This window comes from Vibrio sp. R10-SF1-ISO8, from assembly GCF_059833805.1.
Window position 1 is genome coordinate 338,968 of the sequence record NZ_JCBDHL010000019.1, and the last position, 20,120, is coordinate 359,087.

The 20,120-nt window shown below is 41.9% G+C and carries 20 protein-coding genes; 7 read left to right on the plus strand and 13 right to left on the minus strand.

What is annotated here, in order from left to right:
• Window positions 1-47: 47 nt before the first annotated feature.
• From AC6R00_RS16455 to AC6R00_RS16495, 9 genes are all read right to left on the minus strand, one after another.
• On the minus strand, window positions 48-1,109 hold the full coding sequence (locus AC6R00_RS16455; RefSeq protein WP_500641188.1) for a glycosyltransferase family 4 protein: 1,062 nt from the start codon (window positions 1,107-1,109) through the stop codon (window positions 48-50).
• Window positions 1,099-2,235: a glycosyltransferase gene (locus AC6R00_RS16460; RefSeq protein ID WP_500641189.1), complete on the minus strand. Its 1,137-nt coding sequence runs from the start codon at window positions 2,233-2,235 to the stop codon at window positions 1,099-1,101. Before AC6R00_RS16460 ends, AC6R00_RS16455 begins: the two co-directional genes overlap by 11 nt.
• The gene (locus tag AC6R00_RS16465) at window positions 2,232-3,269 is read right to left on the minus strand and encodes an NAD-dependent epimerase (RefSeq protein WP_500641190.1); all 1,038 of its coding nucleotides are present in this window, start codon (window positions 3,267-3,269) and stop codon (window positions 2,232-2,234) included. Before AC6R00_RS16465 ends, AC6R00_RS16460 begins: the two co-directional genes overlap by 4 nt.
• Complete coding sequence (locus AC6R00_RS16470) at window positions 3,244-5,475, minus strand: GumC family protein (RefSeq protein WP_500641191.1); 2,232 nt, start codon at window positions 5,473-5,475, stop codon at window positions 3,244-3,246. Before AC6R00_RS16470 ends, AC6R00_RS16465 begins: the two co-directional genes overlap by 26 nt.
• 34 nt (window positions 5,476-5,509) lie before the next feature.
• Entirely contained in the window at window positions 5,510-6,040 is a 531-nt protein-coding gene (locus AC6R00_RS16475; protein WP_500641192.1) for a polysaccharide biosynthesis/export family protein, read from the minus strand.
• Between the two features lie 13 nt (window positions 6,041-6,053).
• Window positions 6,054-7,292 carry an outer membrane beta-barrel protein gene (locus tag AC6R00_RS16480; RefSeq protein ID WP_500641193.1) on the minus strand — a complete coding sequence of 413 codons (1,239 nt, stop codon included), beginning with the start codon at window positions 7,290-7,292 and terminating at the stop codon, window positions 6,054-6,056.
• A gap of 7 nt (window positions 7,293-7,299) precedes the next feature.
• Window positions 7,300-8,709 carry an undecaprenyl-phosphate glucose phosphotransferase gene (locus AC6R00_RS16485; protein WP_500641194.1) on the minus strand — a complete coding sequence of 470 codons (1,410 nt, stop codon included), beginning with the start codon at window positions 8,707-8,709 and terminating at the stop codon, window positions 7,300-7,302.
• Window positions 8,710-9,188: 479 nt separating this feature from the next.
• Complete coding sequence (locus AC6R00_RS16490) at window positions 9,189-9,632, minus strand: YtoQ family protein (RefSeq protein WP_486796522.1); 444 nt, start codon at window positions 9,630-9,632, stop codon at window positions 9,189-9,191.
• 14 nt (window positions 9,633-9,646) lie between these two features.
• A complete protein-coding gene (locus AC6R00_RS16495; RefSeq protein ID WP_500641195.1) occupies window positions 9,647-9,988 on the minus strand; it encodes an antibiotic biosynthesis monooxygenase in 342 nt (113 codons plus the stop codon).
• 64 nt (window positions 9,989-10,052) lie between these two features.
• On the opposite strand from AC6R00_RS16495, the gene AC6R00_RS16500 reads away from it, so the two are divergent.
• Window positions 10,053-10,457, plus strand: a complete 405-nt coding sequence (locus tag AC6R00_RS16500; RefSeq protein ID WP_500641196.1) for a VOC family protein — start codon at window positions 10,053-10,055, stop codon at window positions 10,455-10,457.
• On the opposite strand, the gene AC6R00_RS16505 is transcribed toward AC6R00_RS16500, so the two are convergent.
• Complete coding sequence (locus AC6R00_RS16505) at window positions 10,450-12,213, minus strand: sigma-54-dependent Fis family transcriptional regulator (protein ID WP_500641197.1); 1,764 nt, start codon at window positions 12,211-12,213, stop codon at window positions 10,450-10,452. The two genes, AC6R00_RS16500 and AC6R00_RS16505, sit on opposite strands and share 8 nt — an antisense overlap.
• Window positions 12,214-12,466: 253 nt before the next feature.
• Between AC6R00_RS16505 and exaC the strand changes: the two genes are divergently transcribed.
• Window positions 12,467-13,987 (plus strand): acetaldehyde dehydrogenase ExaC, encoded by a 1,521-nt coding sequence (gene exaC / locus AC6R00_RS16510; RefSeq protein ID WP_239824379.1) that lies wholly within the window; start codon window positions 12,467-12,469, stop codon window positions 13,985-13,987.
• A 19-nt stretch (window positions 13,988-14,006) separates the two neighbouring features.
• Here the strand turns inward: exaC and AC6R00_RS16515 are convergent, their stop codons facing one another.
• The 3 genes from AC6R00_RS16515 to AC6R00_RS16525 form a co-directional block, all read right to left on the minus strand.
• On the minus strand, window positions 14,007-14,198 hold the full coding sequence (locus AC6R00_RS16515; protein WP_500641198.1) for a hypothetical protein: 192 nt from the start codon (window positions 14,196-14,198) through the stop codon (window positions 14,007-14,009).
• 152 nt (window positions 14,199-14,350) lie between these two features.
• The gene (locus tag AC6R00_RS16520; protein ID WP_500641199.1) at window positions 14,351-15,115 is read right to left on the minus strand and encodes a sulfite exporter TauE/SafE family protein; all 765 of its coding nucleotides are present in this window, start codon (window positions 15,113-15,115) and stop codon (window positions 14,351-14,353) included.
• Between the two features lie 88 nt (window positions 15,116-15,203).
• A complete protein-coding gene (locus AC6R00_RS16525; protein ID WP_500641200.1) occupies window positions 15,204-16,034 on the minus strand; it encodes a DUF6279 family lipoprotein in 831 nt (276 codons plus the stop codon).
• A gap of 383 nt (window positions 16,035-16,417) precedes the next feature.
• Here AC6R00_RS16525 and AC6R00_RS16530 point away from each other — a divergent pair, with 383 nt between their 5' ends.
• From AC6R00_RS16530 to AC6R00_RS16550, 5 genes are all read left to right on the plus strand, one after another.
• On the plus strand, window positions 16,418-16,762 hold the full coding sequence (locus AC6R00_RS16530; protein WP_500641201.1) for a DUF3316 domain-containing protein: 345 nt from the start codon (window positions 16,418-16,420) through the stop codon (window positions 16,760-16,762).
• Between the two features lie 164 nt (window positions 16,763-16,926).
• Complete coding sequence (locus AC6R00_RS16535) at window positions 16,927-17,310, plus strand: cystatin domain-containing protein (protein WP_500641202.1); 384 nt, start codon at window positions 16,927-16,929, stop codon at window positions 17,308-17,310.
• Window positions 17,311-17,461: 151 nt separating this feature from the next.
• Complete coding sequence (locus AC6R00_RS16540) at window positions 17,462-17,890, plus strand: DUF3010 family protein (RefSeq protein WP_171320892.1); 429 nt, start codon at window positions 17,462-17,464, stop codon at window positions 17,888-17,890.
• A 222-nt stretch (window positions 17,891-18,112) separates the two neighbouring features.
• Window positions 18,113-18,787 (plus strand): response regulator transcription factor, encoded by a 675-nt coding sequence (locus AC6R00_RS16545; protein WP_500641203.1) that lies wholly within the window; start codon window positions 18,113-18,115, stop codon window positions 18,785-18,787.
• The gene (locus AC6R00_RS16550) at window positions 18,771-20,060 is read left to right on the plus strand and encodes a sensor histidine kinase (protein WP_500641204.1); all 1,290 of its coding nucleotides are present in this window, start codon (window positions 18,771-18,773) and stop codon (window positions 20,058-20,060) included. The genes AC6R00_RS16545 and AC6R00_RS16550 overlap by 17 nt, the downstream gene beginning before the upstream one ends.
• The last annotated feature ends 60 nt before the right edge of the window (window positions 20,061-20,120 follow it).

A 20,120-nucleotide genomic window follows, 5' to 3' on the forward strand; every position in this document is an offset into this window, starting at 1 on the left:
CATAGATGTAACAGATAATCAGAACAACTGACGATATGTAAGACATTCTAGTTCTCTTTTCGCTTCAATAAATCGACATACTGAACCGCGATTTTTTCCCAATCGAACTCAGATAGTTTGTCCCTTTCAACGATTTCTCCTCCGTCTGATAGCTTATTGATCAGAGAGGTAACGTCGCCTAGTGGGAAGTAACATTTTTCCGGAAAGCCCAAATCTTTGTTCTGAACGATATCACTGAGGATAAGCGGAGCTCCGCAATATACAGCTTCCAGAGCCGAAATAGGTAGCCCTTCAGAGTAGGAGGGCATAACAAAGGCTTCACAGTTGCTATATAGCCACTTCAGCTCAGCCCTGCTCTTCTTCCCAAGAAAAACAACCTTTTCATTGGCTTTACTTTTGATTGACTCGGTATAGCTATTTTTAAAATCGGATGCGCCAGCGATAAGCAGTTTCTCTGAGCCTTTATACCTACTGAACGCCTCTACAAGATCGTGGAAACCCTTTTCTGGAACCAAACGACCAACACCCAAAAAAAACGGTCCTTCAACACTATCGACTGTTTTCTCTATCTCTGGTAGCGAGAAGCCGTTGGCCATAAATTGAAATCTATCTGAACGACCAGGCATACGCTCAATGCTCTGTTCAAGTAATGTTTTCGATACAAACAGAACTAAGTCCGCACCTTTAAGAGCAAAATACTCTCCTAACCTGAATACCGTTTTCGCAAAGCGGCCCCATTTTTGGTGGTCGTAGTTTTGACTGTGGTGAGTCACTACCACTTTAGGGAACAGTAATTTGGCTAAGGGCAAAAATATCGATGCACCTATTCCATGTATATGAACAATATCCACTCGGTTAAAACAGAAGCAATGGAGCAATGAAAGTAAAGTATGTAGCGGAGTTTCTAACGACTGTTTCTTTGGAGAATATATTGACTTAACTCTAAGTGACTTAGAAACGCTTGTAGATTCGCAATAGCCTTTGCGCCCGTAAACTATTACGTCAAAAGAATCAGAAAGCCTGTTGTACAGCTCTTCACAATGTGTTTCGACTCCCCCCATGACGCCGGGAATACCTCTCAAACCTATTACTGCGATTTTAGTTGGCACGGCAAACACCCTCGATGACATCCGTGAACTTACCTATGAAAGCTTCATGGGAAAACTTGTCTCTTAATTCCAGAACCTTGGTTTCGTATGATCTTTTTACATCACTATTATTGAAAAGCTCGATGCCAGCTACAGTCCCTTCTAATTGATTCAACGGTAACAATGCTCCATATTTTGCTAACGTTAGTTCAGAGGTATTGGCATATACGCGTTCATCCAAAAGCTCCGATGGCCCTGATTGACAATCACTAGAAACCACAAATTTGCCCAAAACTAAGGCCTCAGCGATTACATTCGGAAATCCTTCAGCTAAAGATGTCGAGATCAGCCCTGCTGAATTGTTAATGTATGGATAAGGATTTTTAATAAACCCCTTGAACACAACTTTATCCTCAATACCTAAGCTTTTAGCTAACGATTTGAGATTCTGTTTCTCAGGTCCATCTCCCAACAAGACGACTTTCATGGCGTCATTGGCCTCACTCAGTGCTTTGAGTAGTAACCTGTGATTTTTGTTAGGATAAAAGCGTCCCACACAAACAAGGTAGGAGCCCTTGTCAAACTCAACATCTGATTGCTCTGCCTTTGTTGACAATTCCTCATAGCTGTACGAATTTCCTATAACGCTGACTCGTTTCTCGGGGAGCTGGAAGAACTTTATTAAGTCACTCTTCACCCCTTCAGAGACCGCCACTATTGAGTCTGATCTAGCGTAAAAAAAGCGTACAAATTTTTTCTTTAATAGGCTTTTCACACCAGAACCAAAGTGAGATGAAGTATTTACTCTTTCGCTAATTACGACTGACGACTTGTGGAAAATCCCATAAAGGGAAGCCGAAACATTAGCTCTGGTCAAGAATGAAACAACTACATCAGCATTTATTCGATTTAGCTCTTTCCATAGGTTGGTAATACTCTTCAGTAGCGAACCACCGCAATTAAGGTTTATATGCTTGATCTCCGGGTCAATAGGATTTTTAATTTCCTCATTGTCCAGAGTGACTACGACAACTTTATACTTCTCATTCTGTTTACTAAGTAGGTTCGACAGACGAGAAAATACTCTCTCTGCACCTCCCCCCCCTAAGCTATTTATTACTAAACAGACCGTCTTTTGCGCGCTCACTTATAGTATTCCTTAAACCAACTTACAAACCTTTCAATACCAATATTTATCGGAGTATCGGGCTTAAAGTTCACCGTCGTGCTCAAACTGTCTATATCAGCATACGTTGCAGGGACGTCGCCTGGTTGCATAGGCATGTAATTCTTAATCGCCTTTTTACCCGAGGCACTTTCGATAGACTCTATAAATGTCATCAGTTCTATAGGTTCGTTATTACCAATGTTATAGACAACATACGGAGCTTTGCTCGACGAAGGTGAATCGTTGCTGTTTTGGTTATCCCTAAGAGGAACGACATCCTGTATCCGTAAAATTCCTTCAACAATATCGTCAATATAGGTAAAGTCACGCTTCATCTTTCCATGGTTGAAGACTTTTATCTCTCGATCATTCAGAATCGCATCAGTGAACAGAAACGGTGCCATATCTGGTCGGCCCCAAGGTCCGTACACTGTAAAGAAACGAAGGCCTGTAGTCGGGAGATCGTATAGATGGCTATAGCTATGTGCCATTAACTCATTTGATTTTTTAGTTGCGGCATAGAGAGAGACTGGATGATCAACAGCATCATTTGTAGAAAACGGCATTTTTTCGTTCATACCATAGACAGAGCTTGAGCTCGCATATACTAAATGTTCGACGTTATTATGGCGACACCCCTCAAGAATAGTACCCATACCAATCAGGTTTGAATCCAAATAGGCCATTGGATTCTCAATGGAATAGCGTACACCTGCTTGAGCTGCAAGGTGAATCACTCTATCGAACTTCTCTTCTCTAAATAGATGGCTTATAGACTCTCTATCAGCCACGTCCATTTTAATAAACCTGAAATTGCTGAATTTACTCAATAATTCCAATCGTGAAAGCTTAAGGTTTGGGTCATAATAATCATTCAAGTTATCTATCCCAATCACGTCGTAACCAAGCTTACAGAGTTCTATCGAGACAAAACTACCGATAAATCCTGCGGCGCCGGTAACTAGAAATTTCTTAGATTGCTCCATATTAAATTGTTCCTTTTTCGTGAGCATAGTTTGCGTATTCGGAATATGAGTGGTTGCCTTTCTTAGGAGTTTGAGTTTGATTTAAAATGACACCATCCAGTTTAATATCATGCTTTGCAAACAAGTTCATCGTGTGTTTAAACACCGATTTACTAGTACTATTTGCTTTCACAACTAAAACGACCCCCCTAGTTATTCTCCCGGTAATAAATGCGTCTTTCACAGGTAAAATTGGAGGTGTATCAATTATTATCCTATCGTATCGTTCAGCCAGTTGTTCAATTAATTTACTATATGATGCACTGCTTAGAATTTCTTGTGGGTTTGGGGCTATCATCCCCGCCGTAAGAACGTCGAGGCCAGATTCTTGAATCGAAACAATACTCTCTTCCACAGAAGTGTTCATAAGCAAAACATTAGTAAGACCAGAGTGGTTTTGGGCTATATTGAAGCGCTTAGAAATCGCGGGTTTCCTCAAATCACTGTCAATCAATAACACTTTTTCCAACTTAGAAAATGACAAAGCAAGGTTGATTGATGCCGTTGTTTTTCCCTCTCCCGGCACCGATGAAGAAATAGCGAGTACTTTTCGGTCTGTACTGTGGAATCCAAGTAGCAACGAGGTTCTAATCGAGTCAAAAGACTCCTGAAAAACTCGATATTTAGAGTCACTAAACACTGCTGAGTCGAGTGATTTCGTTTTGTATCTTTTGTCTTTTAAAAGAGGAACCGTACCAGTAGGCAACAAGCCGAGTTTATTCTCGAAATCTCGAGCTGACTCAATCTTATTATTAAACGCATCCAAGACTATTACTATAGCTGCAGCAGCTCCCGCACTCACGACCATAGCTAATACCACCAATAGTTTCCTGTTTGGCTTATCTGGAACTTCAGGTATCAATGCATAGTCACTGATTCTCGCATTAGCAGAGCTAAAATCACTTGTTGCCGATGTTTCTTTTTGACGAGTTAAAAACAAATCGTAAAGCTTAGTATTCGTGTCAACTTCACGCTTTAACGCATCGTATTCTCTTTTTACGACACTTAGGGATTGGAACTCATCTTTTTTCTCAAGTAACTCACGTTTAAGAAGTGCTTCTTGTTTTCTAGCAGTTGAAAGCTCTTTTTCAATACCGTTGATCAACTTTTTAACAATAGACTGAGCTCTATTCTGTATTGAGGCTAGCTGTGCATTAGCTTGTATCATCTTGTCGTGCTTAGGACCATAACGCTTAGACAACTCACTAACTTGCTTTTCGGCATTCGATTCCGCCAAACGAATATCCCTTATTTGAGGGTGGTTTGAAATTTGGGATATTGACGCAAGCGTCGACACATCCGCATGTTCATTACCCTGAAGTGCGTTATATAGTGCCTGCGTTTTTATTCGTAGGTCAGTTGCTTGGGCAATACGTCCGGTTAGATTTGAAAGCTCAGAACTTGTTAAAGCGATAATCCCTTGATCATCAATCAACTTTTGCTGCTCCAAAAAGCGCAAAAGATTTTGTTCAGAATCATCCAATTTTTCTTTTAATTCTTCAAGACGCTGGTTTATCCAACTTGTAGCTTGTTCAGTGGCCAAGAGTTTAGCTTCTAAATTATTTTCAATAAAAGCCAAACCTACTTCGTTCGCAATTTTCGCGGCAAGTTTAGGGTTTTGTGACTCGAAAGATATTTTTACCAATTGCGTATTTCTAATGGGAGCAATAGTCAGTTTCTTCTTGAATGAATTTAGCACCTTGCGGTTAGTTGTAGCCTCGATTTCCAAAGCATCAGCGTTCTCAGTTGCAGGGTTTGCAAAGTAAGAAGCGACTAGAGGGTGTAAGCGAATCTCATCCGTTAAAGACTTAATAATTGAGCTGCTTTCCTTTGAGCTATCTAGTGATGGATTGAACTCTGCGATATGACTTAGCTGTAGTTTATCTATCACTCGCTGTGAAACACGATTTGATTTTAATATTTCAAACTGAGTCTGATAATATTCTTTCGCACTGGTATCAAAACCAACTACTTCTTCTATAGAAATTGCTTTCTTTTCTGATGATTCAATTAATAATACTGCGGTGGCCTTATAAGTTGGTGTTATAGACAGTGTTACCAAAGCTGAAATTGCTGTAACAAGTACAGAAAACACAACAATAGATATACGACGGGTTTTGACTAGATGAAAATAATAACCAAAATCGATCAATTTATCGTCACCATAATTATTTTGGTTTGAATGGTCTAGCATACTAGTTTCCATGATAATCTAAGAGCATAATTAGCTAAAAAAAACTTTGTTCGATAACGATGATATCGCCAGGCATTACTTTCTTAGAAAGCCTAACTTTGCTTTTCGCGTCTTCTGAGCCAGATTGTGTAACAAAGACTTTGTCTCTAGCGGCGCGATCCGTAAAACCACCTGCTAACGCAATCGCTTTATCAACTGTTAGTCCTGGTTGATACTCATATCCACCGGGTTTTTTTACTTCACCATTTACGTAAATGCTACGAAACCCTACTACGCTCACCCTCACTTTTGGCGAGATCAGGTAATCGCCTTTTAAGCCGTTAATAATTTCATTTTTAAGACTTTCAGGCGTTTTGTTCAGCGCACTTAACTGACCTAAGTAGGGATATTCAAATTTCCCACTGTTGCTTATGTAAAGCTCGTCAATCGATAAATCTGACTCACCATAAACTGAGATCTGAATTTTATCTCCCGCACCGATAACATAAGTATCTTCAAAGGATTTAGCTTGGGCGACTGATAAAGAAATAAAAAACAATAAGCTAGCTTTAATAAAGTTAGACATCAAAAAACCTCAACTAAAACAACATGTTGGCAGAAAAATACATAACATTTTGTTCATAACTATTACCAACAACAGAAGAACCGTTATCTTCTAATCGCCAGCCAGCGTTAATCTCTACGTGATCTCTAAGTTCGTAGCCTATGGACAGGTCTAATTTGTATAGGTCATCGGTTCTTGAAGACTCAGAATAATCATCCAAGATGAAGCTAAGTGACGTTTCCGTAAACAAATGAGTTAACCAATAATGCTTCCAGCTACCATTAAAGCTCGTCTCATCGACATAATTTGAACCTTGATCAGGGTCTCTTGCCCTCTGAGCAGCTGATACAGTGACTTTTGAATAATTAATCGGCTCCCAAACAAATTCTAGATCCCAACTAAAGCCACTAAAATCATTCCTAGTCACATCATCATACGACTTATCTTGTAAACCAAACCTTAGCTTACCTGTTGTTTTACCAGTGATATCCCACGTCGCGCCAGTTAGGTAAAATATATCAACACCATCCTGCGAATTATTGGTCACAGGATCATTTAGATCATAAGCGCGTTTTGACGCATCTATTTCAAACAGTAAACTCGTTGCGGGAAAAGCACGCCAATAAAATGCCACCCCACCTCCATACTCGAAGTAGTCCTTGAAACGAGTACTAATTTGACTAAAGCGTGTGTCCTGGATATCTCGATAGTTATGGTACTTCCTATCCTGCATGCGTACGGTAGTTTCGATTCTTCCTTTAGCTTCATCAGCTCCAAATGCATGGACTATGCTTGCATCATTAACAGCATATTCAACCGGCCCTGAAGCGATTGTAGATAGTGAATCACCCGCAAGAATTCCAGTACCACGCTCTTCATGAAGAAATAGGTAGGCATAATTCAAAGATAGTGCATTTCGGCTATTTAGAATAATAGAATTATTGGTCGATATCTTGTGGTCAACATAATTGTCATCACTACTGTCAGTATAAAAACCAGACGAGATTTGATATGCAATCTGGTAGGCATTTCCTCCGCGATCCGATTGAAAAGCAATCCCAGGTTCAATGACAAATACCGTTGAGGATTCTGGTGACTCCGCATCAGAATATCGTCCAACGTTGTCGTTATATTCAGTTCTTCCGTCTAAGATAGGCAGTATTTTTAGACCCGATTGCGTGACATAGCCATTACCCTCAAATTGTGCATTCACCTGAGATGCTGTTAGGGTAATTGCCAAAGCGGATAATGCTTGCGTTACTTTGTTCATCATTAATCCTCTAGTAGGCAGTTTTACCCACAAAGCCTTTAAAAATAGTCATGAATATAATTTTCAGATCGAGCGATAAACTCCAGTTCTGAATGTACTTAAGGTCATACTCAACACGCTTTTCCATTTTATCGAGAGTGTCAGTTTCACCGCGGTAACCACTAATCTGCGCTAGGCCGGTGATACCCGGTTTCACCTTATGTCGAAGCATGTATTTATCAACGATTTGACGGTACTCTTCGTTGTGAGCCACGGCATGCGGTCTTGGACCAACAATAGACATTCTTCCTTGGATTACATTGATAAACTGTGGCAATTCATCGAGAGAAGTCTTGCGGATAAAAGCACCAAACTTGGTGATTCTTGGGTCATTTTTCGTCGCTTGTTTAACAACGTTTCCATTGTCAGTGGCATTCATTGAGCGGAACTTCCAGACTTTAATCGCCTGTCCATCTAACCCATAGCGCATTTGTTTGAATATAATAGGACCCGGACCAGACAACTTAACGCCAATTGCAACCATCAATAAAATTGGGCTAATTAGAAAAGTAATAATGCTCGCAAGAAGAATATCTTCTGCGCGTTTTACAACACTGGCTAAACCATAAAATGGAGTATCTTGAACACTAATTGTTGGACTGTTGCCAATCGTGCGCCAACGTGCCTGCATAAGCTCATAGGTATAAATATCGGGTATCAAGTAAACACGTGCCGTGGTATCAGAAAACATTTTCACGACGTCTTTTACTCGCTGAACCTCACCCATTGGTAATGCAATATAAACGTGGCGTATCTCACGTTTTTTTGCTTTCTCGACGGAGTCTTTAATCGTTCCTAAAATCGGTTTACTAAGTCCATCCTTTGCGAGGCGACTCGGCTCTCTGTCATCATAAAAACCTACTAAGTCAAGGTTGGATGACTTGTCATTTGCCATATCATGCGCCAAGCGAATACCTGCATTTGAAACACCGACAATTATCGCTTTTTGCTTATATTGGTGTTTTTTGTAGTGCGCGCGGATTAGAGAGTTTCCAACAAGCCGACTGGAAATCAACAGCGCGGGAGTGGCAAGCATCCAAGTGGTGATGACTACTCTGGAATGAACTTCTGTCCATTTAGTAAAGAAAGCAAACAACAATAGTACAAGCAGTGTTTGCAGCCATGCACCGACAATGTTCTTGAACTCATGGCGCTGGACAAATACACCATTATATCTATATAAACCAGATTGTTCGGCAAAAAACACAAACAGCAGAGCTGATACTAAACCTGAAATAGTATAAATTTTCGAAAAATCACCTAAATATATTGTGGATACTGCAAGGAGGAAAAATATAATTACAAATCCATCAATGATTCGATAGAGAGCACTTGATTCTTCCTCTCCGAACTTAACTTTACTATGCGTTGTCATATCCATATTTTGGTACGCTATTGCTCCTAAGACGTAGACCTTAGGGCTATTGAGTTATTTAACATTTTTGTTCTACGTATAACTTTTATATCAGAAATAAAAGCGGGGTTATTTTTAATTATATAAGCAACGAAAGTAAAGTCTCATTTTTGATAAACAAAATAAGTTCTAATTTTGTATAAATTTCAATCAGAGAATTTTACATTTTTATTAACAAAATCACGACTTATCTTTGTTTGAGTCGCAGTTTTTTTGAAAAATATATATTTTCCATCCCTTTCTCATTTATTGGACATGAGATGCTTAATTATCACATTTAAGACAATCTTTGCGAATGAACACAGTTTAGTCGGATATTATTGATTTTGGGTTAACACTTGTAGTTATAAAGCGATGGGGGGGGGCGAATTAGTCGATAATCGTGATTCTCACTATAAACAGCACCAGATAGGTGGTATTTATAGTGAGAGGAATGGTCGTAATAACTAGTTGGATTGAACAACGTACTTAAGCAGCTCAACAACCTGCTCTGGTGATTCTGCCCATGCCATTGCCGCCGCGTCGACTTCTTTAAGAGGGTGAATCAGTGACTCATCATGTAAAGTAATATAAGGCTTATCGAGTGCCGATAGCATGCCCGCATCGAACGCTGCATTCCACTGACGATACTTTTCTCCGAAGCGTACTACGCCAATATCACATTGTTTGATCAAAGTGGATGTGCGAATTGCATTGACCTTAGAAGACTGATGATCACGCCAAAAGCCTGATTCGTTCTGTCGTAACAAATCTCCAGCCGCATCGCTTGACTCATGGTCAGTATTCGCTGAGTAGAACTCTATATTCAGTTCCAACTTCCTTACGCCTTCTATTATACGCTCTCGCCAATCGGTGTGTATTTCCCCACTTAGGTAAACTTTCCAAATCATTTGCTTGTTCCCTTCTAGCTTTTCTTAGAATTTGTCGCCAACACATCAGCGTGCAGTACAGTTTGCTCTATGACTATATCAGCGAGTTGCTCTCTACTTAATAAATAGTGCTGGGTTTGCTTATGTATCGCCAATGCTTGTTGGTTTTGGTAAGTCTCGTACAAATGAAACAGCTGAGGATCATTAATATCCTTCAATACATCAAATTGTATACAACCATCCTCATTCTCCACTGAACAACAAGCATTTCTTCCCATTATAGATATGTAGTCTTCTTCACGACCCTGTTTGACTCGATTGCTCACAATAATACAGTACATGGTGGCTTTACCCTCCTTGAGTTTGGTTCTACTCATAGTTGTACCATAACAGTTTAATTGTATACAATAACAAGAGGGATAATATACAAAGGAATAAAGTATGGACAGACCAACACCATTCAGCGGCATTAGACATATCGCACTGGTTGTTCAAAAATATGAGGAGTGTGAAGCTTTTTACACAGAAATTATGGGGATGAATATCCTAAGAAGAGCCAACGATAACCTGGTTTACCTGACCAATGGCTGTGATAACTTGTCCCTTGGACGTGCGCAGTCTCAACGAGTTTGCTCACCGATAAGCGTCGATCATTTTGGTTTTATCGTCAGAACCAAAGATGAACTCCATCATTGGTACGAGTTTATGTTAGATCGAGGAGTGCCAGTCTTGGATGAGCCTCACGATCATAGTGATGGCGCTCGGAGCTTTCACTGCAAAGATCCTGAAGGCCATGTTATTCAACCGCTATATCATCCAGATATCTCGCACCAAAATATCATTTAGCTTTCATTAGCCCTAAGGCTTTAAGTTTGCGATACACCGTATTACGGCTAATGCCAAGCGCGCGAGATACTTTGCTGACATTGCCATTGTGAGTGTGATAGGTATCAATCAAGGTGGCATTAAGCGTCGACTTTAGATCGGATACCTCTTCATCATCTTTTGCACTGGGCTGCATACCTTGCAAAGGCTGTGAAAAATGTGCGGGCAGATGTTCTATCCCTATTTCGTGGGTATCACTGGCAATTAAGCTCGCGACTTTTACTAGGTTGTCGAGTTCTCTGAGATTACCTGGCCAACGATAACTCATCAGCGCGCTTGTCAGCTCACTCGAAAGCATTTGATTATTCTGCTGATACTTGTTGTGAATAGCGTGAATCAAGGCGAACTTATCTTGGCGTTCATACAAAGACGGTAACGTCACCACCAATCCATTGAGTCGATAATATAAGTCTTGCCTGAACTTACCTTGAGAAACCAAAAGACTTAGATCTTGATGCGTTGCCGCGACAACCTGAATATCAACATGGTGTGATTGGGCAGATCCCACCGGCATCACGACTTTATCTTGCAATACCGATAACAAGCGACATTGAGCATCAAGCGGCATCTCCCCTATCTCATCAAGGAACAAGATCCCCTTATCGGCTTGTCTTATACGCCCACTATAGCCTTGCTTGTTAGCACCAGTAAACGCACCTGGGGCATGGCCAAACAACTCCGACTCGATTAAATCTTTCGGTAATGCACCACAGTTCACGGTAACCAAGGGCTCACTACGACGACTGCTGTGCCTGTGCAGTGCTTTAACAAACTCACCTTTTCCCACCCCGGTTTCACCTAAAATCAACAGACTGATATCGCAACCCATGACCTTGTTGGCCTGCTGCCAAGCCTGCTCTACCTTATCGTCTCCATAATGCAAGTCACTGGCTGCGCTGATCCATTTCTTAGCGGAAGGTGATTTGCCAATGCTTTTCTTTTCGAAAACAAACTGGTTTTGTAGAGGTTGTCGGAGTAAGTTCTCAAAATGCTCGCCCACCAAAGAAGCCAGATCAATTAATTGGGTCGCCACTTGATTGTGGGCCACAACATGACCATTCTCATCCGCGATAACTATCCCTTGCCAGCCACTTTTTAAAACCGATTCGTTATGGGCCAAGTTAATTTGCAGTGATCCTTCTGGAATTTGGGTTAGCATGTAGTTTTCAACCAGCTGAACCATGTTTTGCACCAAAAGTTGCGTTGTCACATCATGTTTGGCTTGTTCGCTCGTAATATCAAGAATCCCAACCAATTCGCCTAGATGGTTGAACAGAGGACTGGCAGAGCAACTTATAAATCTGTGCTGTTTGATAAAGTGCTGTTCACCGATAATGGAAACCGCTTTTTGTTCAAAAAGAGCGGTTCCTATCGCATTGGTGCCTTTCCACTTCTCTTGCCAACAGGTGCCCGATTCGAGGGCGATTGACATCAATTTCTCTCGAAACTTCTCCTGCCCCCAACTTGCAAGTATCACACCTTCAGAGTCGGTTAATATCAAGCGGCTTTCGCTACGAGACAAAACTTGATTGAACAGAGGCAATGCACATTGCTTGACCGCCTCAATAACCCCTTGGGCATTGTAACGTCGCTCCTTGAGTAAAGCGTTTGAAACGTTAATGTCGTCCGGCTTTTTAATTTGCCTTAAACCTGCATTTGAGCTTCTTTGCCAAGAAGAGGCGAGCCAATCACCAGATTGTGTTGTCTGTAGTTCCATACCTGTTCCAACTTTGAACACTTGAGTTGTACCAATTTGGAACAGTTGAACAATTTGTTAACAACTCGTTCCTCTACTTTGTGTTTAAAACATCTTTCTTTAAGCCTTGAATACTCTAGCGCTAGAAAATAGTCACAACAAGTTTTTAACATTTGGTCTGTGATTTGCGTTAACTACCTGTGCCATTAGAAGTGTTCACCCGAGTGTGAGTCCTTCAGACATACTTGAATGAGAAAATAAAAAGGATATTTATATGATTTACGCACAGCCAGGCAGTCAAGGTTCCGTTGTTAATTTCAAAACCCACTATGACAATTTCATTGGGGGCGAATGGGTGAAGCCTGTGTCAGGTGAGTACTTTGACAACACCTCGCCTGTTAATGGTCAAGCTTATTGTAAAGTTGCGCGTTCTGGTGAGGCGGATATTAACCTCGCCCTTGATGCGGCGCATAGTGTACGAGCGAGTTGGGCAGCGACAAGCGTAACTGAACGTTCAAATATTCTGCTTAAAATCGCGGATCGAATTGAGCAGAACTTAGAAGAGCTTGCTGTCGCAGAGACATGGGAAAACGGCAAGCCTGTTCGTGAAACACTAGCCGCGGATTTACCTCTTGTTGTCGATCATTTCCGTTACTTTGCAGGCTGTATTCGCGCTCAAGAAGGCAGTGCCGCTGAACTCGATGTCAATACCGCAAGCTACCACTTCCCTGAGCCGATTGGTGTGGTTGGACAAATCATCCCTTGGAACTTCCCAATGCTAATGGCGGCATGGAAGCTAGCGCCTGCACTTGCAGCAGGGTGTTGTGTCGTTTTAAAACCCGCAGAGCAGACACCCACCTCGATCTTACTATTGATGGAAAAAATTGGTGACCTGATTCCTGCCGGGGTGGTTAATGTGGTCAACGGCTTTGGTAGCGAAGCAGGCCAAGCACTCGCAACCAGCAACCGTATTGCCAAACTCGCGTTTACAGGCTCAACAGAAATTGGTAACCATATTCTTAAGTGTGCCGCTGAAAGCCTCATTCCATCAACGGTTGAACTAGGTGGCAAATCGCCTAACATCTACTTCCCAGATATCTTTGACCATGAAGATGAATACCTTGATAAGTGTATAGAAGGGACTTTGCTTGCGTTCTTTAACCAAGGTGAAGTATGTACCTGTCCATCACGTGTCTTAGTCCACGAATCTGTCTACGATAAGTTCATCGCTAAAGTGGCGGAAAGAGCGAAGACTATCAAACAAGGCAACCCACTCGACACTGACACACAAGTTGGCGCGCAGGCTTCTCAGGAGCAATTTGATAAGATTTTAAGTTACCTAGAAATTGGCCGCCAAGAAGGTGCGAAAGTGGTGTTTGGTGGTGAGATTGCTCAGCAAACTGACGCCATTGAATCAGGTTACTACATTCAGCCTACTTTGCTTGAAGGCAACAATAAGATGCGTGTTTTCCAAGAAGAGATCTTTGGCCCTGTCATTGCGGTGACCAGCTTCAAAGATGAAGCAGAAGCACTCGCAATTGCCAATGATACCGAGTACGGTCTTGGTGCTGGCGTGTGGACTCGCGATGCCAACCTAGCATATCGAATGGGTCGCAACATCGAAGCGGGACGAATCTGGGTCAACTGTTACCACGCTTACCCAGCTCACGCTGCATTTGGTGGTTATAAGAAGTCAGGTATTGGTCGAGAGACACACAAAATGATGCTCGATCATTACCAAAACACCAAGAACCTACTGATCAGTTACGATGTTAACCCATTAGGATTCTTCTAACACACATCTTAGAGCGCCATCAGGCGCTCTTTTCTTCTTTTCGGTGCTTGAGTTTATCGTTGAGATAGAGAACACCACTAGCAACAAGCGCAATCAAAGAAACAGTAAACAGCGCCGGCATCTTTAATATCCATGCAAATGTTGCAGCTAGAAATGCAACGAAGGTAATCATGCGGCTACTTGACATGACTCTGCCTAGTTTTCTACTCATATAGCCTCCTAATCGCAAATGGAAAAGGCCTCGAAGGACAAACAACTGGCCTTTTCTTGACCCTTTTATTATGCCTTTTAGAAAGCTAAATTAACCTAAATCGACATCAAAATAGATATGAGTGTGACAGTACTCATGGTAGGTAAACGCCTTTAAAGATAGACATCTAAGAAAAAGTACAGCGTCATTGCAATGCTAGATAAGGCAACAAAACCTTTAACATAGTGTTGCTCCACTTTTCGAGAGACTCTTGCCGCGACATAGCCCCCGGATAGCGTGCCCAACATCACTGCCCCGCCTCGCCCCCAGTCTATCGAACCATCAATCACGAACACCACTATCGCAATAAGAGAGACACAGGAAGAGATTAGCAGCTTTAGGCCATTCATTTGGTTGATGTCACTATGCCCTGCTAGTACCAAATAGCTAAGAACCACAACACCTAAGCCTGCGTTGAAGAAACCACCGTATGCAGAGACGACAACAAGCAACATTGAGACAGAAACTACCGCCCACAGCGGATGAAGTGAGGCCGAACGAGAAAGCTTGGCTGTCCAGTGATTAATTTGGTTACCAAACAGAAACAGTAACGTAGCAAAAAGCAGTAACCAAGGAATTGCCGTTAGAAATTGGCTTTCTGAAACACTTAGAAGCAAATAAGCCCCAAGTGCGCCACCAACAAGACTAAGAATGATGGTCCGCTTCAAAGCACCACTGGACTCAGCGATGTCGTGCCTAAACCCATAAGTGCCGCTGATATAGCCCGCACATGCGGCAAAAGTATTGGTGGCATTCGCAACGACAGGAGGTACGCCCACAAACATTAGCGCTGGAAAAGTGATAAAGCTCCCGCCACCAGCAATGCTATTGAGTATCCCTCCGAGAACGCCCGCGCCAAATAACAGAATCCATTCCATAGTAATCGCAAGGTTGTGTTTGGGAATTGTTACTCTAGCTTGCTCAAACCGTTAAACAAACCGTATTTTATTGTTTTTGTGGCGTAAGTTACTGAATATCGAGTGCAAGTTCTTTCCAGTCTTGTAGCTCTTCTCGATAATGCTTCGTCTGCTTTGAATTCATAGAGTTAATGACCTTCACCAGATACTGATTAGCAACTTGTTTGTTGTGATCAATTTTTTGTTCAAGCTCAGGCGCATAGAAGCTGTTGGGGTTAAACATTAATTGTTGAAACTCTGGCTGGAACTTAGCCATATTAAGCCTATTCGATAATAGAGTATTCATTTCAATACGCATTTTTGTTTGGTGATGAATCCAATCATGGGAAGTCACATATAAATCCGCTACCCAATCATCCAGCAAAGCTTGTTGTTGCTTACTGAGGCCTCCAATCCAAGTTTCCAAATTATCTTCAATTCGCTCTCTATAACGCGCTTTGATTTCTATGTCGTTAAGCTTTTGGTACTTCTTTTTGTACTTGGTGTGACGAACTCGAATGCTATTCATCAACTCTTCTACTTGCTCGTTAGATAACTCTCTTGCAATGGAGTAAAGTTCTGGCGCAATCCTCGCTACAAGGCGCTGAGAGTGCTGCTGAAACTTGGTTTCTTGAACTTTAAGTTGATCAATGGTGAAGGTTTTAGGATCGATTGCCATGAGCTCATCGAGGTGTTCGATATAATTCGGGATCTCTTCTTTACGATGCCACTCGCTGAGTACCGCAACCTTTTGACTGACAATCTCTTCTTGGGAGTCATTAAGTTCAACGTAGTCGTCTAAATATTCAAGTAACAGCCAATCCATATTGTTGTAGACAAACTTAGTACTGCATCCAGCCAGAGCCAAACAGACGATAAATAGTATACCTAGTTTTTTCATTGCTTCATCCTGCGCAATTCACTGCTGATACCATTATTCTTAACATAGACACTTTACGCTCTCGTGTCTGTAACAACAACGCAAGCAACTTCGATACCAGATCTACTCTCTTTTTGTATGTTCTTAGCTCAAACAAACAGTTAACGGCGATCATAATAAGCGCAACGAGAATATAAAAACTATAGGGCGGCAAAGCCTCACCTCTGACGCTCACTTTGCTCAACACACAAGTCGCTGACAGCAGGTTTACTTAGTCATGAACAGGTTACGAACGTAAAGGAAAGCTTTACAAAACCTAGCGTTAATCTTACACAACCTGACAGACCACTTACGTCCATAGGCGTAATATTTCTCTCGAAGGTCACCCATCAGGAGAAAAGATTATGAAAAAAGTGATTCTATTAGCTTCGTTAGTAATGAGTGCATCTGTATTTGCTTCAACGAATGCGACATCATCAAACACAAGCTATACCACTGACGCATACTCAACTAAGCAACAAGCCTATGATGCCGCGTTTGACCTCATGGATGAGATGAAAGCAATGAACCCAGCACAACTGAAGAACAAGTTGCATATTTCACAGAATAACGTCGTTTACCCAAGTGTGAAACTCAATGATATGACAGTAAAGATTGAAGAATTTGCCAGTGCGCCAGGAAGCATTCAGTACAAAGCTGTTCTCGATGTTGATTACCAATACAAGTATCGCGAAAGCGGCAATAGCTAACCGTTTTTCACTCCACCTGCCTTGCCGCTTTATCTAAAGCGGCTTTTTTATTGCATTATCCTGACTTTAAAAGTTCATTTATGAGTAAAATTTCTATCCAAAGTGGTATCTAGATAAACAACCAACAATTCACAAATCAATAATGATTACGCCCTGGAGTAAACATGAAGAAAGTTATCTTACTGTCAGTAGCCTCAGTAGCCGTTCTAGCGGGTTGCAACCAAGCGACTTCTACAAACCAAGAGTACATTTCTACTATGCCACACGACCCTATGTGTAATAGCGAAGCGATGCCTGGAGGTTTCTACCCTCCGGGTGAGGTTACACCTGAAGCAGAGAAAGCGGTTGCTCTTGCTCTCACGCAAATCACCACGTCTTCTCCGCTAAAACAGATCACTGATGTGCGCACTCAAGTTGTTGCTGGAATGAACTACGCGGTGGAGTTTGAGCTCGAAAACGGTGAGGTTTGGAATGCGATTGTTTACCACTCTCTTGACGATGAATATTCAATCACTCAAGAACCAGCACTTGGTAAGATCTGTCCATAACATCCTGCTTCAAAGTAAATCTCTGGGGCTCAGCTTTTACTGAGCTTCTTTGTCCTTCCTCACCTTGATCTCTACAATCACTGCATAAAAAGCTCGATAAGTCACAAATGGTCGATATAATGACGCCGCTAACAAACAACTAGGTGAAAACATGAAAATTTGTGGTGTAGAGCTAAAAGGTAACGATGCGGTCATTTGTCTTCTTTCTCATGAAAATGGTGTCGTTCATTTGCCAGATTGCCGAGTAGCAAAACTAAGCATTGGTAATGCCAACGACACACAAGAGATGAAGAAATTCCAATTCTCTTTTGCCAAGTTGATAGAAGATTACAAGATTGAAAAAGTCGTCATTCGTCAGCGTCAAACCAAAGGTAAATTCGCAGGCGGTGCTGTCGGTTTTAAGTTAGAGGCTGCAATACAGCTTATCGACGACTTGAAAGTAGAAGTTGTGGCGCCAACGGCTATCAAAGAGAGCCTAAAACGAAACCCGCTAGGCATTCAGTTTAAAGATACCGGTTTAAAGCAGTATCAAGAGCAAGCATTTACCACAGCATACGCTTGCGCAATGATGCGTGGATAATCAAACGTTTAGTTTGAAGTGCCAGATTAACAAATCTTAATGTTTCGTTAAGGCGCACTAAATAAGTGCTGAGTTAGTCTGTAACTCCTTAATCTAAAACGTTTTTCGGTTTACCCCCTAAACCGATATGGCTCGCATTAGTCACGCGAGCCTTATTTTTCTCCTTAAAATCAGAGCCTTATTCGTTATGATAACCCCTAGCTATGGCAAAGGAGGGTTATTGTGAAAATATTAATCATTGAAGACGACCAAACCACCCGTGATTTTGTATCAAAAGGGCTACAAGAGCATGGCTATGCCGTTGATCAGGCAGAGGATGGCAAAAAAGGCTTGATGATGGCGCTCAGCAGCGACTATCAATTGATCATTCTTGACCGAATGCTACCCTACCTTGACGGAATGAAAGTTCTGTCGGCAATTAGAGCGACAGATAACAACATACCCGTTCTCATTCTGAGTGCAATGGACAGCATCGAAGACCGAGTTGATGGATTGCAAGCAGGCAGTGATGACTACCTTATTAAGCCATTCGCCCTCGCTGAGCTTATCGCTCGAGTTGATATCATCATTAATCGAACACATCGCTCGTTACCTCCTTCTCACACTCTTAGCTACGACTGCTTAGAAATAGATCTTAAAGCACATAAATTTACCTGCAATAATCAAGAGTTACTGCTCCAGCCTAAGGAGTTCCAATTGATTCAACATTTTATCGAACACAACGAACAAGTAGTGTCTCGGATGCGTTTGTTTGAGAGTATCTGGAGCTACCATTTTGACCCAAAGACCAACGTAATCGATGTCCACGTTGCGAATCTAAGACGTAAACTTGAAGAAGCAGGATGTACCGGGTTACTTCATACAGTAAGAGGGGCAGGTTATGTCCTTCGTCGATAACTATACCCTCTCCCGCTCTTCCGTCTTCAAAACCCTTATTGGCATGTTTGTGCTGGTTGCCGCAGCCAACACCTTCGTCATACGTCAGCTATATGTAGATTCAGACACCTTTCATCGCCAGCAACTAACGAAACAACTCAACGATGAAATTCAAGAGTTCAGTTTTGCGGCAACTCAGGGCAGACCAAACGTTGAAAGCCTTTTGAAAGCTAAGCAAGCGTCTGAGACTCCATTTTACTATCGATTAATCGAACCTATGGAGCCGATACTAAACACCCAGTACTATCCAATTGCGGCCTTACCCAGTGAGAAGACCAACATCTTACTAGGCCATGATTTTCGATTAGAAATCGGCGTTAACCATAGTGTTGTCGAAGCGCATCGTGAGTCTCTCGCACCGCTTGTGTTTTCTGGCATCATCATGCCTGTCGCGGTGATGCTCTGCACCGCCTTATTCTTTTCAATGCTGATCCTAAAACGATTGGAGAAGGTAAACCACGCGATGAACCGCGTGTTGTGTGGCGAGCGAGAAGTCAAACTTTCAGTTTCAGAGAAAGATGACGAATTCGATATCTTGGCGATTCATCTTAATTATATGATTGAGCAAATGGCGAAAAATGAGACAACGCTAAAGTCTTTAACCGTGGGGCTTGCTCATGACATGCGGACACCAATGGCAAGGTTGAAGCTACGTCTGGAAGAGGTTCTATCAAGTCAAGATCTATCCGAGTCTCAACAAGAGCAGTTTTCAGCCTGTCATGATGAACTCGAACTCATCTTATCGCTTTTTAACAGTATGCTCGAAATCGCTAAAATCAATAGCGGACAAATCAACTTAGCAACAGAAAGAGTTGAGCTCGGCAGCATCGTCAACGATGCCATCGAGTTCATTACCCCTGTGGCAGAGCAGAAGCGACAAAGCATTACCTATCGACAAGACCAAAGCTGCTCCATTTTAGGCGATCGTTCGTTACTTTTTCGCGCCGTATTCAATGTGATTGAAAACGCGGTGAAATACACACCAGACGATGGCAAGGTTGAAGTTGTCGTTGATCACTTTGGCGTTATGGTTGCCGATTCAGGGATAGGCATTTCTGAGCAAGATAAACTCTACGTGTGTCGCCCTATGTATCGGGCGGACAAAAGCAGAACCGAACAAGGTAATGGACTAGGGCTTTCTCTGGTTGATGCGGTACTTAGCAAACACAACGCGCGCTTAATACTACGCAATAACAAACCTGGGCTAAGAGTACGGCTCTATTTCACTCACTAAAGCCATTGAAAAAGGCAGCTTTGAATTACGCTGCCTTTCTAGTATGGGTTTTGAGAGCTT